The organism is Paenibacillus maysiensis, from assembly GCF_000520815.1.
Classification (GTDB): domain Bacteria; phylum Bacillota; class Bacilli; order Paenibacillales; family Paenibacillaceae; genus Paenibacillus; species Paenibacillus maysiensis.
In genome coordinates, this window is the sequence record NZ_ASRY01000271.1 from 55,324 (window position 1) to 70,695 (window position 15,372).

General features: G+C 43.8%; 15 protein-coding genes and 1 tRNA gene. 12 read left to right on the forward strand and 4 right to left on the reverse strand.

Annotated elements, in window-relative coordinates; genetic code table 11:
- Positions 1–80: 80 nt before the first annotated feature.
- The 3 genes from htpG (at position 81) to nspC (ending at position 4,746) form a co-directional block, all read left to right on the forward strand.
- On the forward strand, positions 81–1,961 hold the full coding sequence (gene htpG, locus L696_RS0119305) for a molecular chaperone HtpG (protein ID WP_025685094.1): 1,881 nt from the start codon (positions 81–83) through the stop codon (positions 1,959–1,961).
- Positions 1,962–2,398: 437 nt separating this feature from the next.
- Entirely contained in the window at positions 2,399–3,598 is a 1,200-nt protein-coding gene (locus L696_RS0119315) for a saccharopine dehydrogenase family protein (protein WP_014280785.1), read from the forward strand.
- A gap of 8 nt (positions 3,599–3,606) precedes the next feature.
- Positions 3,607–4,746 (forward strand): carboxynorspermidine decarboxylase, encoded by a 1,140-nt coding sequence (gene nspC / locus L696_RS0119320; protein ID WP_025685095.1) that lies wholly within the window; start codon positions 3,607–3,609, stop codon positions 4,744–4,746.
- Between the two features lie 200 nt (positions 4,747–4,946).
- On the opposite strand, the gene L696_RS0119325 is transcribed toward nspC, so the two are convergent.
- Positions 4,947–5,444 carry a hypothetical protein gene (locus L696_RS0119325; protein WP_025685096.1) on the reverse strand — a complete coding sequence of 166 codons (498 nt, stop codon included), beginning with the start codon at positions 5,442–5,444 and terminating at the stop codon, positions 4,947–4,949.
- Positions 5,445–5,754: 310 nt separating this feature from the next.
- Here L696_RS0119325 and L696_RS0119330 point away from each other — a divergent pair, with 310 nt between their 5' ends.
- Both L696_RS0119330 and L696_RS0119335 read left to right on the forward strand, forming a co-directional pair.
- Positions 5,755–6,270, forward strand: coding sequence for a hypothetical protein (locus L696_RS0119330; protein ID WP_025685097.1), 516 nt, complete (start codon positions 5,755–5,757; stop codon positions 6,268–6,270).
- Between the two features lie 77 nt (positions 6,271–6,347).
- Positions 6,348–6,854: a GNAT family N-acetyltransferase gene (locus L696_RS0119335; protein WP_025685098.1), complete on the forward strand. Its 507-nt coding sequence runs from the start codon at positions 6,348–6,350 to the stop codon at positions 6,852–6,854.
- 97 nt (positions 6,855–6,951) lie between these two features.
- On the opposite strand, the gene L696_RS0119340 is transcribed toward L696_RS0119335, so the two are convergent.
- Positions 6,952–7,395: an N-acetyltransferase gene (locus L696_RS0119340; RefSeq protein WP_025685099.1), complete on the reverse strand. Its 444-nt coding sequence runs from the start codon at positions 7,393–7,395 to the stop codon at positions 6,952–6,954.
- 380 nt (positions 7,396–7,775) lie between these two features.
- Between L696_RS0119340 and L696_RS0119345 the strand changes: the two genes are divergently transcribed.
- Positions 7,776–7,860, forward strand: a tRNA-Leu gene (locus tag L696_RS0119345).
- Between the two features lie 144 nt (positions 7,861–8,004).
- Here L696_RS0119345 and L696_RS0119350 read toward each other — a convergent pair.
- Positions 8,005–8,529 carry an NAD(P)H-dependent oxidoreductase gene (locus L696_RS0119350; RefSeq protein WP_025685100.1) on the reverse strand — a complete coding sequence of 175 codons (525 nt, stop codon included), beginning with the start codon at positions 8,527–8,529 and terminating at the stop codon, positions 8,005–8,007.
- 200 nt (positions 8,530–8,729) lie between these two features.
- On the opposite strand from L696_RS0119350, the gene L696_RS0119355 reads away from it, so the two are divergent.
- A complete protein-coding gene (locus tag L696_RS0119355) occupies positions 8,730–9,086 on the forward strand; it encodes a winged helix-turn-helix transcriptional regulator (RefSeq protein ID WP_025685101.1) in 357 nt (118 codons plus the stop codon).
- A 216-nt stretch (positions 9,087–9,302) separates the two neighbouring features.
- Entirely contained in the window at positions 9,303–10,475 is a 1,173-nt protein-coding gene (fabV, locus tag L696_RS0119360; protein ID WP_025685102.1) for an enoyl-ACP reductase FabV, read from the forward strand.
- Between the two features lie 249 nt (positions 10,476–10,724).
- Here fabV and L696_RS0119365 read toward each other — a convergent pair whose 3' ends face one another.
- The gene (locus tag L696_RS0119365; protein WP_025685103.1) at positions 10,725–10,928 is read right to left on the reverse strand and encodes a hypothetical protein; all 204 of its coding nucleotides are present in this window, start codon (positions 10,926–10,928) and stop codon (positions 10,725–10,727) included.
- A gap of 168 nt (positions 10,929–11,096) precedes the next feature.
- Between L696_RS0119365 and L696_RS0119370 the strand changes: the two genes are divergently transcribed.
- The 4 genes from L696_RS0119370 to L696_RS0119385 form a co-directional block, all read left to right on the forward strand.
- Positions 11,097–12,248, forward strand: coding sequence for a sn-glycerol-1-phosphate dehydrogenase (locus L696_RS0119370; protein ID WP_025685104.1), 1,152 nt, complete (start codon positions 11,097–11,099; stop codon positions 12,246–12,248).
- Positions 12,249–12,447: 199 nt separating this feature from the next.
- Positions 12,448–13,545, forward strand: coding sequence for a GntR family transcriptional regulator (locus L696_RS0119375; RefSeq protein ID WP_025685105.1), 1,098 nt, complete (start codon positions 12,448–12,450; stop codon positions 13,543–13,545).
- Between the two features lie 315 nt (positions 13,546–13,860).
- Complete coding sequence (araD, locus tag L696_RS0119380) at positions 13,861–14,571, forward strand: L-ribulose-5-phosphate 4-epimerase (protein WP_025685106.1); 711 nt, start codon at positions 13,861–13,863, stop codon at positions 14,569–14,571.
- A partial coding sequence (locus L696_RS0119385) for an FGGY family carbohydrate kinase (RefSeq protein ID WP_025685107.1) occupies positions 14,568–15,372 on the forward strand: 805 nt, incomplete at its 3' end. The genes araD and L696_RS0119385, both read left to right, overlap by 4 nt.

A 15,372-nucleotide genomic window follows, 5' to 3' on the forward strand; every position in this document is an offset into this window, starting at 1 on the left:
AGTGCTAACAGGCTTTCCTGTTTGGACGGTCCTCCATGTGCAGCCTTACATAAGGTTCATATTCGAAAGGAGATATCAGAATGGAGAAAAAACAGTTTCAGGCTGAATCCAAGCGTCTGCTCGAAATGATGATTAACTCGATTTACACGCAAAAGGAAATTTTTCTAAGAGAGCTGATCTCCAACGCAAGTGATGCAATTGATAAAATTTATTACAAAGCGTTGACGGATGATCAACTGGTCTTTGACAAAGAAAATTACTATATCAAAGTAACGGCCGACAAGGAGAACAGAACGCTCACTCTTCGCGATACCGGGATTGGTATGACCAAGGAAGAACTGGAAAACAATCTGGGTATCATTGCTAAAAGCGGCTCGCTGGCGTTCAAAAGTGAGAATGAATCCAAGGATGGACATGACATCATTGGACAGTTCGGGGTCGGCTTCTATTCGGCATTCATGGTGGCGGATGTTGTTACGGTGACTACAAAGGCACTGGGCAGCGATACCGCTTATAAGTGGGAATCCACAGGTGCAGACGGATATACCATTGAACCGGCTGAAAAAGACGAGGTCGGCTCTGTGATTGTTTTGAAAATCAAAGAAAACACCGAGGATGAGTCCTACGACGAATATTTGGACGAGTATCGTTTAAAAGCGCTGATCAAGAAATACTCCGACTTTATCCGTTATCCGATCAAGATGGATGTTACAGGCAAACGTCTGAAAGAGGGCAGTGACAACGAGTTCGAAGATTACGAAGATGAACAGCGTATTAACAGCATGGTTCCAATCTGGAGAAAGAACAAAAGCGAGTTGACCGACGAGGATTATCAAAATTTTTATGCGGAAAAGCGCTATGGCTACGACAAGCCACTCCAGCATATCCACGTCAGCGCGGACGGCGCGGTGGTGTACCAGGCTATTTTGTTCATTCCAGAAAATATCCCGTTTGATTTCTATTCCAAGGAGTATGAAAAGGGGCTGGAGCTGTACGCCAACGGCGTGCTGATTATGGAAAAATCGCCTGACCTGCTGCCGGATTATTTTAGCTTTGTCAAAGGTATGGTGGACTCCGAAAGCTTGTCGCTGAACATTTCCAGAGAGATGTTGCAGCATGACCGCCAATTGAAGCTGATTGCCAAAAATATCGAAAGCAAAATCAAAGGCCAACTGCTGACTCTGCTCAAAAATGACCGGGAAAAGTATGATCAATTCTACAAATCATTTGGCAGACAATTGAAATTTGGCGTCTACAACGATTATGGAACTCATAAAGAGACGCTTCAGGATCTGCTCATGTTCTACTCTTCTACGGAGAAAAAGCAGGTTACTCTGGACGAATATGTATCGCGTATGCCTGAGGATCAGAAGTATATTTACTATGCTTCCGGGGAGTCCAACGAGCGTATCGAGAAGCTGCCGCAGACTGAAATGGTGGCCGACAAGGGCTACGAAATTCTGTACTTCACCGATGATATTGATGAGTTCGCTATTAAAATGCTCATGAGCTACAAGGAGAAAGAATTCAAATCCGTATCCAGTGGCGATCTGGGCATTGAGGCTGACGAGGACGAGAAGGAAACAGAAGCGGAACAAAACGACAACAAAGAGCTGTTCGAGTACATGAAGGGCTTACTGGATGGCAAGGTATCCAGTGTTAAAGCCTCCAAGCGCTTGAAGACACATCCGGTGTGTCTGTCCACAGACGGCGAAGTGACGATTGAAATGGAAAAAATCTTAAATGCTATGCCGAACAACGCCGATGTCAAAGCGAATAAAGTGCTGGAAATCAACATCAACCATGCGGTGTTCAACTCTCTGAAAGAGGCTTTTGCCGAGGACAAGGAGAAGGTCAATCTTTACACGGCATTGCTGTATAATCAGGCACTGTTGATCGAAGGTTTGCCACTGCAAGACCCGGTTGAATTCACCAACGATATTTGCAAAATCATGGTTTAATAAGGTTTAGTTTTGTTTTAGTTTTATAGAGAGCCGTTCCCGCATCGGGGGCGGCTTTATTTATGATAAACAATCCTACAGTACCAGCCAATCATTTTGCCACCCCCTGAATCTTCTTCATAGGAATTGGCGGGTGGCCTTTTTATTAGATATAAGATAATATTAACTCTTTAAGGCTGTTTACCTGGAATGCAAAAATACCTCCGGTAAACGTACACTGACTTCCTTGGAACGCCTTCGGAGGTGCTATTGTTCTCTTCATTTTATGGCGTTTTCATGCCTGAATTTGGGATTTGTAAAATTTTTGTGACATAGCGGTGTGAATTTTTACACTGCAAATTATCGTTTTTCTTGATTATTTGGTGGGATGTCTTTATAATCATTTTGTTTGCAAGAATGATTAGCGATTAGCGTATGGAATAAGGAGGTTATTTATTTTGGGAAAAGCATTGATTATTGGCGCCGGTGGCGTGGCCAGCGTTGTGGTGCATAAATGTTGCCAAAACCCAGATGTATTTGAAGAAATTTGTATCGCAAGCAGAACTGTTGAGAAATGCGATGCGCTTAAAGAAAAGCTGGGTGGAGGCCGTACGAAGATACAAACGGCTCAGCTTGATGCTGACAACACCGACATGGTCATTGACCTGATTCGAAGCTTTCAACCGGATGTAGTTATCAATGTGGCTCTCCCTTATCAGGATTTGACGATTATGGATGCTTGCCTTGAGACAGGCGTTCATTACGTTGATACGGCGAATTATGAACCGCCGGATACGCCGAAGTTTGAATACAGCTGGCAATGGGCCTACAAAGAAAGATTCGAAAAAGCGGGCATTACAGCTCTGCTGGGCAGCGGTTTTGATCCAGGCGTGACTGGAGTATTTACAGCTTATGCTCAAAAGCATTATTTTGATGAAATTCATACGATTGATATTGTAGATGCGAATGCAGGGGACCACGGATATCCTTTTGCAACTAACTTTAATCCGGAAATTAATATTCGGGAAATTACGGCGAAGGGCCGTTACTTTGAAAATGGAGAGTGGATTGAAACCGAGCCGCTTTCCGAGAAAAAGGTATACGACCTTCCTGAAATCGGACCGAAAAACATATATCTTTTGTACCATGAAGAACTGGAATCTCTTGCAGTAAACATTAAAGGTGTGAAAAAAATCCGTTTCTGGATGACTTTCTCGGACAACTACCTGAATCATTTGAACGTGCTTCAAAACGTAGGCATGACTTCCATTGAGCCTATTGATTACGAAGGACAGCAAATCATTCCATTGCAATTCCTGAAAGCCATTTTGCCAGACCCGGCTTCCCTCGGACCTAGAACCAAGGGTAAAACGAACATTGGATGTATCATCCAGGGTATTAAAGATGGAAAACCAAAAACGTATTATGTATACAATGTGTGTGATCATGAGGAATGTTATGCAGAGGTTGGCTCCCAAGCCATTTCCTACACAACAGGTGTTCCTGCCATGATCGGCGCAATGCTTATCATTAAAGGCATCTGGAAAAAACCAGGCGTTTACAACGTTGAGGAATTTGATCCAGATCCATTCATGGAAGCACTAAATAAACACGGATTGCCATGGCAAGAGAGCTTTACGCCAACGTTGCTTGATTGAGGCCTGTGATGAATATTGATATTAGCGGACTTCCATCACCATGTTACCTTGTTGACGAAAGACTTCTTGTGAAAAACCTTGAGGTTTTAAATTCTGTTCAAGAGCGAACAGGTTGTAATATTTTGCTTGCTCTTAAGGGATTTTCGATGTTTTCGACATTTCCTCTGGTTGGTAAATATTTAAAAGGCGTAACCTCCAGTTCGTTGTTCGAGGCGAGACTCGGTCGCGAAAAAATGGACAAGGAGGTTCACGTATACGCACCAGCTTATGTTGACAGTGAATTTGACGAGCTGCTGGAGTATGTTGACCACATCGTTTTCAACTCCTTCGATCAATTGAAACGGTTCAAAAGTAAGGTGCAAGGCGTAACTTCCAAAAAAATCGACATCGGAATTCGGGTCAATCCGGAATATTCGGAAATCGAAACTCCGCTGTATGATCCTTGCTACAACAACTCCAGAATGGGTGTGACCTTGGCTAACTTTAGACCTGAGGATCTGGATGGCGTGGACGGTATTCATTTTCATACGATGTGTGAACAGAATTCCGACACGCTGGAGCGCACCATTAAAGTCGTGGATGAGAAATTCGGGCCATACATTAAGAACATGAAATGGCTTAATTTTGGCGGCGGTCACCATATCACCAGAGAAGACTATGATCTGGACACGCTGGTACGCTGCATCCAATATTTTCAGGATAAATATGGTGTACAGGTTTACCTGGAGCCAGGCGAAGCCATCGCTTTGAATACCGGTTATCTGGTTGCTACAGTCCTGGATACGATGAAGAACGGAATGGATATTGCGATTCTGGATACTTCGGCTGAATGTCATATGCCTGATGTACTGGCTATGCCATACCGTCCGAATATCATTGATGCAGGTAAGCCTGGTGAGTATGCGCACACCTACAGACTCGGTGGCCTTACCTGCCTGGCCGGAGATGTAATTGGAGACTACTCCTTTAAAGAGCCATTGAAGCCGGGAGACAAGCTTGTATTCTGCGACATGGCCCATTACACGATGGTCAAAAACCACATGTTCAACGGAGTCAACCTGCCAGCCATCGCCAGCTACAACGACGAAGAAGGCATTAAGGTGATCCGCCAGTTCTCCTACGAGGACTTTAGCTCACGTCTGTCCTAAGATATGGATAGTGTGAAATAACTGAGTGTATCGAATGGAATGACTGAACTACAAAAGCCTCGCCCCTTGAGATGGGGGCGAGGCTTTTGGTGTAGTTAGAGATTTTTTTGATTTTTATACTTGCCTTTGTATGTATCCAATACAACAGCAGGCATTAAATAATGATTAACTATTTGGTAAGTTACATAAATTTAATTAGTCTACCTTACAACTTCAGAAGAGATTTTATAATCAAATATATGTCCTCCAGGTTGAAGTCCTAACGCATTGACGGTCAAGTAGTAGTCCTTACCTTTTTCAAGATCTGCGTTTAAAAAATATTGACCGTTTCTTGATCTTTTAATCTTTTGACCATTACTATCGTAAAGAGTTAGTTCCAACCAAGAATCAGGATATCTATCTCCCTGAATTGTAAATTGAACATTGTTCGATTCAAAAGCCTTAATTGTATATACATCGTAGTTTTCCCAAGTTCCTTGTACTTTTTCCCCGAGGGTTCCAATGACAGCATCACCTATAAAATAATAGTTAGGTTCTTCAAAACTATTATTTGGCTCCTGTTCATGATATTCAAGTAAGGAGGTGAGATTTGATTCCTTTGCTACTGGTGCAGAATCTGCATCTTCAGCAAAAGCGGCACCTGCAGAAGTGCTTAGCAAAAGTGTAAGACCTAATGAAGCTAACAGTGTTTTTTTCATGAATAAACTACCTCTCTTTTTGGGATTTATATTCATTTATATGAATATATTAGTAATTGATTCCGAAGTTATTATATATCATTAACTAGGGGATTGGAATAATAAAAAGGAATATTTATCAATAAAATAAATATAATAGAACATTTTGTTACAAGATTGAATTTTTTATTATTCCGAAGTATACTTAAAGATTTTTTACGTATTGAAATTCATGAAGACATATAACGTATGATATACTTATTTAATTGGGAATATATTTAAATATGGACTTGATGAGTGAAATGGAATGATAGGTAGAGGTGAAAAATACATGTTCGACCCGACGGTTTTTGATAATTTAAAAGTAGCTATGGAAAATGCAGTATACGATCTGGATAATCTGGATTCACGTATTGAAATCACGCAACGGATCGACAGATTGGAAATGTCCGTGATGTCGCGTGAATTCGCTATACAGTTCAGATTAACGGAACGACCCGGTGTGACAGCAGAAATTCGCTTAAAGGCAGATTTAAACAACTTGGCTGCGGAAATTTTGGAGATTGAAGATCAAATCCCCGGATGTGTGCTGCTGCTCAGCTTCTATATGGGGGTTCGTGAGGTTGAAACACAATGTAGCCAGATTGAAGATATATTGATGCAGATTTGGAAGCCGGATCTTAGGCCGGTCCAAACGCTCAGCTTTGTTCACGGGGAGAAGGCAGCTACATACCAAAACAAGATCGAGCTTCGGTTTTCCAGGCAAATTAATGAAGATCAGATGGAGGATATCCCGGAGCTGTTGGAGCATATTTTGCTGACGCTTACGGAATTACACAAGGCATGAAAATTGATTTCAACAATTTGGTCGGATTGAATTGAACTGGAAAGGGAAGTTAGAATTAAAGGAGCAGGGAATATAAAATGAATGAACTTGAATTCTCACAAGTGTATGCGATTATGGAAGCCTCTTTTCCTGAAACGGAGTGTAGAATCTTTGCGTCGCAAAAGGCTCTGCTAAATCATCCTTGTTATCACTTAATCACTGAAAAGGATGAGCAAGGGCATACGATCGCTTTTCTGGCAGGCTGGGAATTTACACACTTTCGGTTTGTAGAGCATATTGCGGTAGATCAGGCTATACGTGGTGGCGGGTTAGGTAAAAAGCTCATGAACAGATTTATTTCACAGTCTGGTAAACCGGTAGTGCTGGAGGTTGAGCCACCTGAGGATGAATGGACTCGGAGAAGAATTGGTTTTTACGAACGCTTGGGATTCCATCTCAACGATTTTGAGTATGTACAGCCTCCTTTGAGGGAAGGGCAGTCCGATCTGAGGCTTCAAATTATGAGTTATCCGTGTGCGCTGACAGAGCAGGATTTTGCTCCATTTAGACAAATTTTATATACCGAGGTTTACGGGCTGAAATGAGAGAACATATTTAATTAGTGTATATAAAAATGTAAAAGGCTCTGTTTTTGGCGTATTCATACGGGAGCAGAGCCTTGTTTCATTGAGACAGCGTAACTTAATGATGGCTATGTCTTGTCCAAACCATTATAAATTCCTTTTCACGCGTTTCTGGATCAACGGATTCCTCTTGAATGATAAAGCCATTTTTGGTATAAAAGTTAAATGCCTTCGTGTTGGACTGGTATACTTTCAATTGGATCTGATCATATTGCTTCTTAACCCATTCTAGTAGTAACTTGCCATAGCCTTTTCGTTGGGAACCTACTCGTATAAATAAGGCCGCCAAATATCCATCTATCATGGAAACGAAGCCACCAATAGTGTGATCGTCCTGTATAATAACGTAGTTTTGAGCTAGAGGAAGGTATTTGTCCTCCATTTGGCCAACCTGTGATGTCCAATATTGTGGATCAATAAAATGATGGGCCTCTACGGAAGCTTCCAACCATATAGCGGTTAATTCTTTAAACTCTTCCACTTTCCCTGGTCGAATAGACATAGAATGACCTCTTTTCCCAGTATGTAATTTGGTTACGATAGTATGATGTTTAACATAAAAAAGACCGTCCGTAGACGGCCTTTTTACCCGTGGCGCTTATTTAAAGCTTTGATCCGTATCCCGCGCCTCCGTCATCTCTGAGAATTAGAGAATGGCGGACCGGGTAAGGGATACGTTCAACATCTGATTACTAATGTTGACGCACCTCCTTTCCTGATGCGTTCATCTTACCATATATGGTGTTTGACATCCAGTTATTTTCGTATGTTTTCAGGAAAAATTTATAGAGAATATTATATAAAAATAACTTGATTTTATGGTTCATGGGAGATATAATCTTAATTACGATGATTGAAAAACATCGTATGAATACATAATATGCGGTCGTGGCGGAATTGGCAGACGCGCACGGTTCAGGTCCGTGTGGGCTAACCCCCCGTGGAGGTTCGAGTCCTCTCGACCGCATCATACCCTAACAATTACAGGTTCTTGGATTGGCTGGATGCCACCAAGAGCCTGTTTTCATATGGTCAAGAAGCTCCGTGTGTTGCTCATCTCCTGGCGAACGGCATTTATGGCCATGTTATCAGAAATAAATAATCATTCTATTTACTGGAATATATATTTAATATAGTCTTTTGCACTCTGATCAATTTCTTCATCGCTCGCTTGAAATGAGGCTCCAAAGACAGCGAAATAGGGTAATGATATTGCACCAACATGTACTGCGCTGGCTTTAAAAGGTGTTATAACTTCATCTACAGTAAACGTAACGGAACCAGTAGGTAAATAATTTTCTTTTTTATCGCCAATGGACACTGCTATCCCTAGCTTCTTTCCTTTTAGCTTGTTACCTTTTGAACCATAAGCCCATCCATGAGTAAAGACATCATCCATCCATTTTTTTAATAAAGGCGGGTAACTATACCAATATAAAGGAAATTGAAATATTACATTGTTGTATGCTTCAAGTAACTTATGCTCTTTCAAGACATCAATGCTCCAGTTTGGATACTCTTTATAAATCTCATGAATTGTAATTTCATGGGTATATTGAAGTAATTCTTGTTTCCATCTTTGATTTACTCTAGAATTTTCAATATTCGGATGAGCTAAAATCACAAGAGTTTTCATAATAAATCACCTTTCTTGCGTAACATATTTTGCTTTTTGTAGATACTTATATTATTATTCTGTACGCTTCAAAAAAAGTAAATACACACAATAAAGTAATATAGTTACTTGAAAGTGTGCATTGGACTTAGAGTGAAGATATGCGATTATAAAAATAATTAGATAAGCTTTGTTATTTTTGGCGTTGAAGAGGTGGTACTATGAAACAATATAATTTAGGCATAGAAGCAACACTTGAGATCATCGGAGGTAAATGGAAATCATTAATCATATGTTTATTAATGTCTGGTAGAAAAAGGACAAGTGAATTACAGCGTAGTATTCCAGGCATTTCTCAAAAGGTTCTTATACAGCAACTTCGCGAACTTGAAAAGGATGGTATCATAGGCAGGCATGTGTATAATCAAATGCCTCCAAAAGTGGAGTATTATATAACGGAATATGGAATTACAGCAAATGAAATTATTGACTTCATGTGTTCTTGGGGTAGAGCTAATATCAAAATAAGACAACAGCAAGGAGAAGATGTGATGTTGTTAGAAAATGATTCAAAATGAATAGTTGAGTAAAAGAGCGTTGTAGACTGTGATGTTTACGGCGGTTTTCTTTTTTTCGTAGAGTTGGCAGTTTCGGGATATCTGTTGTAGCAGCATATTCCTCAGTTACCTTCAAGTACTATGCTTTGTGTTGAGCCGCAAGCTAGTTTACTATATAGTTATGACTGGACCATTCCATCTATATTAAATCAATGTCTAAGTAGGGGGAGCCTTGCAATGATTATTAAACCGAAAATCCGTGGTTTCATCTGTACGACTGCGCATCCTGGAGGATGTGCGGCTCATGTCAATCGTCAGATCGACTACATTAAAGACAGCACGTCAATACAAGGAGCTAAAAAGGTACTTGTAATCGGAGCATCTACTGGATATGGGCTTGCTTCCCGTATTGCTGCGAGCTTCGGTATGGGGGCGGATACCATAGGTGTATCCTATGAACGTCCCGCTTCAGAGGGGCGCACGGCTTCAGCAGGCTGGTATAACACTGTAGCCTTTGAAAGAGCGGCCAGAGCGGCTGGCTACATAGCAGAAAGCATAAATGGCGACGCTTTTTCCCATGAAATCAAGCAGGAGACGTTGAAACTGGTTAAGGAAAAGCTAGGCAAGGTAGATCTGATTGTGTATAGTGTCGCCTCACCACGACGGACGCATCCCGATACGGGTGAAACCTTCAACTCCGTTCTCAAGCCCATCGGGCAGCCTTTTTCTGATAAAACGGTGAATACCAATACAGGTGTCGTATCGGAGATTACGCTGGAACCGGCAACGGAGGAGGAAATCGAAAATACGATAACGGTAATGGGGGGCGAAGATTGGTCCTTATGGCTAAAAGCGCTGGAAGAAGCGGATTTGCTGGCTGAAGGGGTAACCACACTGGCTTACTCATATATTGGCCCAGAGATCACGGAGGCTATTTACCGTAAAGGAACCATTGGCCAAGCCAAAAATGATTTGGAAGCCACAGCCCATACCTTAACGAAGCAACTGGAGCGTTATCATGGTAAAGCTTACGTTTCTGTAAATAAAGCTTTGGTTACACAGTCCAGCTCGGCTATTCCAGTTGTACCTCTGTATATTTCTTTGCTGTTTAAGGTTATGAAGGAAAAGGATTTGCATGAGGGCTGTATCGAGCAAGCGCAGCGTCTGTTCGGGAAGCTATATAGTGAAGCCACAGTGGAAACCGATGAGGAAGGACGCATTCGTCTGGACAATTGGGAAATGAGGGCGGATGTCCAGCAGGCTGTCCAAGAGGCCTGGTCCGGGATTACTACAGAAAACGTGTCTGAACGGGGCGACCTCGAACAATATCGTCTGGACTTCCTTCAATTATTTGGATTCGGGTTTGATGAAATTGATTATGATTTGGACGTAAATCCAGATATTCAGTAGCATCTTGGCTGATCGCGAATTGTACGGCAAGTATAATAAAAACGGGCACTTACAAGCGAAATAAATGGCTTGTGGTGCCCGTTTTTTTATACATTTGGCAAATGTATATAAGCTGAACTGAAAAAAGGTACATGGAAAACGAAGTAGGCGGAATGGTGCTGTACACGCGAAGCACCATTCGTCTGTGAAGTGGCACTAAGGTAACTTTTAAGTTCGACTTATATAGTGTTCTTGTTTCAGCAGTTGAAACTATTGGGGATCTGACGTAGATACCGATTTGTAATGAAGCAGACGAAAAACAGCAATGGTAATCATGATCCCGGCAACGCCGAAGACAGATACAGAGGTCAAAGCCTGATAGGCTTGCCAGCCGAATAAAAAAGCAATACCACTGCCAAAGGTTGTGCCTGCCAGTAAACCGAGTGCACAAGCGATGTCTGTTCTGAATTTCATAAGTATTTTTCCTTTCGGAATCAGGATTTGAAAAGCAACTTGTACTTTTTATCTGGACTTGGACAGGAACTTGTGCGTACAATTAAATGGAAATCGTTTTCAAAGGTAATCTTGGTATCATTATGGATCATTCTTGTGCAAATTATTCCTTTTCAGGAGGTAGATGAAATGAATATGAATGAGCAGATCAAGCAGTGGAACGAAGAGGCACAGGCAAACAACGCCGATCATCCTTACCGAAAGGTCGAATTGCTAATTGAGGTGCGTGGTGGGGCGATTGAAGCCATCGTCCCTTATCTGAAGCAACGAAATTACCGTCATGTGACGCTGGTAGAGGATGAACATACTTCTGCGGCGGCAGGGGGAAAGGTGGCACAACTCATACGTGACGCGGGTTTGGTGGTCGATGTGGTTCGGTTGCCTCCCAATGCTGTAGGGGATGTGATAGCAGATGAGAGTTATATCGTGAAAGTGTTGCTGGGCGTGACAGATGAGAGTCAGGCTGTACTGGCCGTAGGCTCCGGCACTATTCATGATCTGGTTCGCTTCGCATGCTATAAAATGAACCGCCCGTTCCTGTCGGTGCCGACGGCCGCTTCTGTGGATGGATTTACATCGGCAGGCGCGCCGTTGATTGTGGGCGGCAGTAAGCAGACATTTCAGGCTGTTCCGCCGGAAGCGATCTTTGCTGACCTGTCCGTACTGGCGAGTGCGCCACAAGCGATGACTGCCGCAGGCTTTGGCGATATGCTCGGTAAATTCACCTCATTAGCCGATTGGCATGTGTCCAGGGATTTGGGAGACGAACCCTATTCGCCCCTAGCTAATCGAATCACGGAGGAAGCGCTGCGGGCCTGTGTAGAGCATGTTGATGAGATTGCAGCGGGTTGTCAGGCAGGTGTCGAGGTGCTGATGAACGCGCTGATCGCATCCGGCATTTCCATGCTGATGATTGATCATTCCCGTCCGGCATCGGGTGGAGAGCACCACATTTCCCACCGAATTGAAATGGATTTTATTGCGGAGGGGCGCAAGCAAATTTTGCACGGTGCCAAAGTGGGCGTAGCTTCCGCTTTGCTGGCGGACTTGTACAGGGATCTGGCTGCCAGCCAAGATGTGGATGCTTTTAAGGTATACCGAACCTTGCCAACGTCGGAGCAGATGCGTGCATGGCTGGCTCAGGTAGGTGGCCCGTCCACGATTGCCGAGCTCGGCGTAACCGAGGAACAGCTTGCACGCGCACTTCGCACAGCTCATACCCTGCGTAATCGCTATACGGGGCTCAAGTATATGAACGATCATCAATTGCTTCGTTCATAGTATGTACATCTGCACAAGCGGTATTTAGACGGGATTAGCCAAGCACTTGTAACATGGAAATGGATTAGCGAATGGATTTATGCCTCCGGTAGCTATACAACGATATCCTGCTCCTGTGACATTTGTATGTACAAATGAACGATATGCTATAATCGTGAAATACAAAGGGTACACGATATTGCAAGTGACGGAGGAAATTATGGCGCCCAAATATATACAAGTTAAACAGGAAATTTTATCATGGATTCATTCATCCAGGCTGGAGCCTCAAAGCCAGCTTCCATCTGAACATGAAATGTCTGAGCAATTTGCGGTTAGTCGGCAAACCGTGCGTCAGGCGTTAGGTGAGCTGGTACAGGAGGGTTGGCTGTTTCGCATGCAGGGCAAGGGCACCTTTGTTGCCACACGGGACAGCAAGCAGCCCGAGGACCCACGGACCATCGGGGTCGTTACGACCTATATATCGGATTATATTTTTCCGTCGATTGTGCAGGGAATTGAATCCAAATTAAGTCGTCAGGGCTATAAGCTGCTGCTGTCAAGTACAGGCAATGACCCCGAGCAGGAACGGCAGTGTTTGGAAATGCTGCTAAGTCAGCCATTGGGCGGAATCATTATTGAGCCGACCAAAAGTGGGGAGCGCAACCCCAATCTGAATTATTACCTGACCTTGGAAAATCGCCAAATTCCTTATTTAATGATTAATGCGCGGTATGAGGAAATGGATGCGCCATGTCTGCGTGTAGATGATGAGAAGGGTGGATTTTTAGCGGCTGAGCATCTGATTAAGCTGGGACATCGACGGTTAGCCGGGTTTTTCAAAACAGATGATATGCAGGGAATTCTACGCATGAAGGGATTTGTAGCCGCCCACCGCAAATATGGGGTTACGCTGCATCCGAATGCAGTGACCACCTACCGGACAGAAGAAAAAAATGAGGTTCCGTTACAGCGTGCGTCTGTGCTGCTGAGTATGGAGCCGGGAGAGCGTCCTACCGGATGGGTAACCTATAATGATGAGCTGGCAGTGCGTTTGTTGGATATTGTGCGTTCGGCGGGTCTGAGCATTCCGGATGATTTGTCGCTGGTCGGGTTTGATGACTCTTTTTTGGCAACGGCAACGGAAATTAAGCTAACTACAATCCGGCACCCGAAAGAGGAGCTGGGATTTCGCGCCGCTGATACGATACTGTCGATGATCAAAGAAAAGGGCTTCCGCGAAGAGGATCGCCAGTGGATTATTCCGCCTGAACTGATTATCCGTGAATCTACGGGTCCTGTTGCCGGTGATGTATAAGAACCTGTAAATATGGGCGAGTTTTTATTTAGATACATGTAAGGACAAGTTGGAAGGATTGTAGTCCTGACACCTAATAGCATCTCGGCCTGCTCACTCGCCGTACCGGACAGCCTGTTTTCTGGATTGCAGAAAATAGGCTGTTTTTGCTATGTTTTTTCTGAAAATATAAACAGTTACACAGTGAAAAGCGCATAAAAAAACACTGGCTAAGTTGTACGTACAAGTGTATAATGAAAGCGGAACCAAGGATATGAGGTCATTAGCACTTCCATTGCAGATTTCAGAAATGATAGTAAAAGGAGTGTCTTATACATGTTAGAACAATTGAGACAGGAAGTATGGGAGGCTAATTTGGCTCTTCCCAAGCATGGTCTGGTTACTTTTACGTGGGGAAATGTAAGCGGTATCGACCGTGAGCAGGGACTGGTTGTAATTAAGCCAAGTGGTGTGGCCTACGAGGAGCTGAAAGCAGAGCAATTGGTCGTACTCAATTTGCAAGGCGATATTGTTGAGGGTGAGCTTCGCCCTTCATCGGATACACCTACACATCTGGCGCTATACCGTGCTTTTCCACAAATCGGCGGTATTGTACACACACATTCCTCTTGGGCCACAAGCTGGGCGCAGGCTGGACGCGCGATTCCGGCATTAGGTACGACTCAGGGTGATTATTTTTATGGAACGATTCCGTGTACCCGCGCGATGACTTCAGAGGAAATTGCCGGGGAGTATGAGCTGGAGACGGGACATGTGATCATTGAGACGTTTGAGGATATTAGTCCGGCGGACATTCCAGGTGTACTCGTTAATCAGCATGCACCGTTCGCTTGGGGGAAAAATGCCGATGATGCCGTTCATAATGCGGTTGTGCTGGAGGAAGTAGCCAAGATGGCGTACCGTTCCTTCGCGCTGAATCCGGAATTAAGCTCTATGGATCAGGCACTGCTGGATAAGCATTTTCTGCGCAAGCATGGAGCGAACGCTTATTACGGTCAAACGAAAAAGGAGGAGACACACAAATGAGCAAGTATACCATTGGTGTCGATTATGGAACAGAGTCCGGGCGTGCGGTCATTGTTGACCTCTCTAACGGAGCTGAAATTGCTACACATGTAACACCTTATCGCCATGGGGTTATTGATGAAGTGTTGCCTGGTAGCGGACGCAAGCTGGAAATGGACTGGGCGCTAGAGCATCCGGCTGACTATATTGAAGTGCTGACGACTTCTGTACCTGCTGTCATGAAGGAGACGGGGATTTCTCCGGACGACATCATCGGGATCGGAATTGATTTTACGGCATGTACGATGCTGCCGATTGATGCACAAGGACAACCATTGTGCTTTGACGAGAACCTGAAGGATAATCCGCATAGCTGGGTAAAACTGTGGAAGCACCATGCAGCGCAGGATGAAGCGGATCGTCTGAACGAAATTGCCTCACAGCGGGGAGAGGCATTTCAGCCTCGTTATGGTGGTAAAATTTCATCCGAATGGATGATCGCAAAAATTTGGCAAATTCTGAACGAGGCGCCGGATATTTATGATCAGACAGATCGCTTTGTAGAAGCGACCGACTGGGTTATTTCCCAGCTTAGTGGAGAGTTGAAGCGTAATCAATGTACAGCGGGTTATAAGTCTATTTACCACCATCGTGACGGTTATCCGGACCACGAGTTTTTCAAAGCGCTTGATCCTCGTCTGGAAAATCTGACGGATACGAAGCTGCGTGGCGAGGTTTATGACTTGGGCAGCCGTGCAGGTGGATTAACAGAGGACATGGCTGCAAAGCTCGGGCTGAATCCGGGAACTGCGGTAGCCGTAG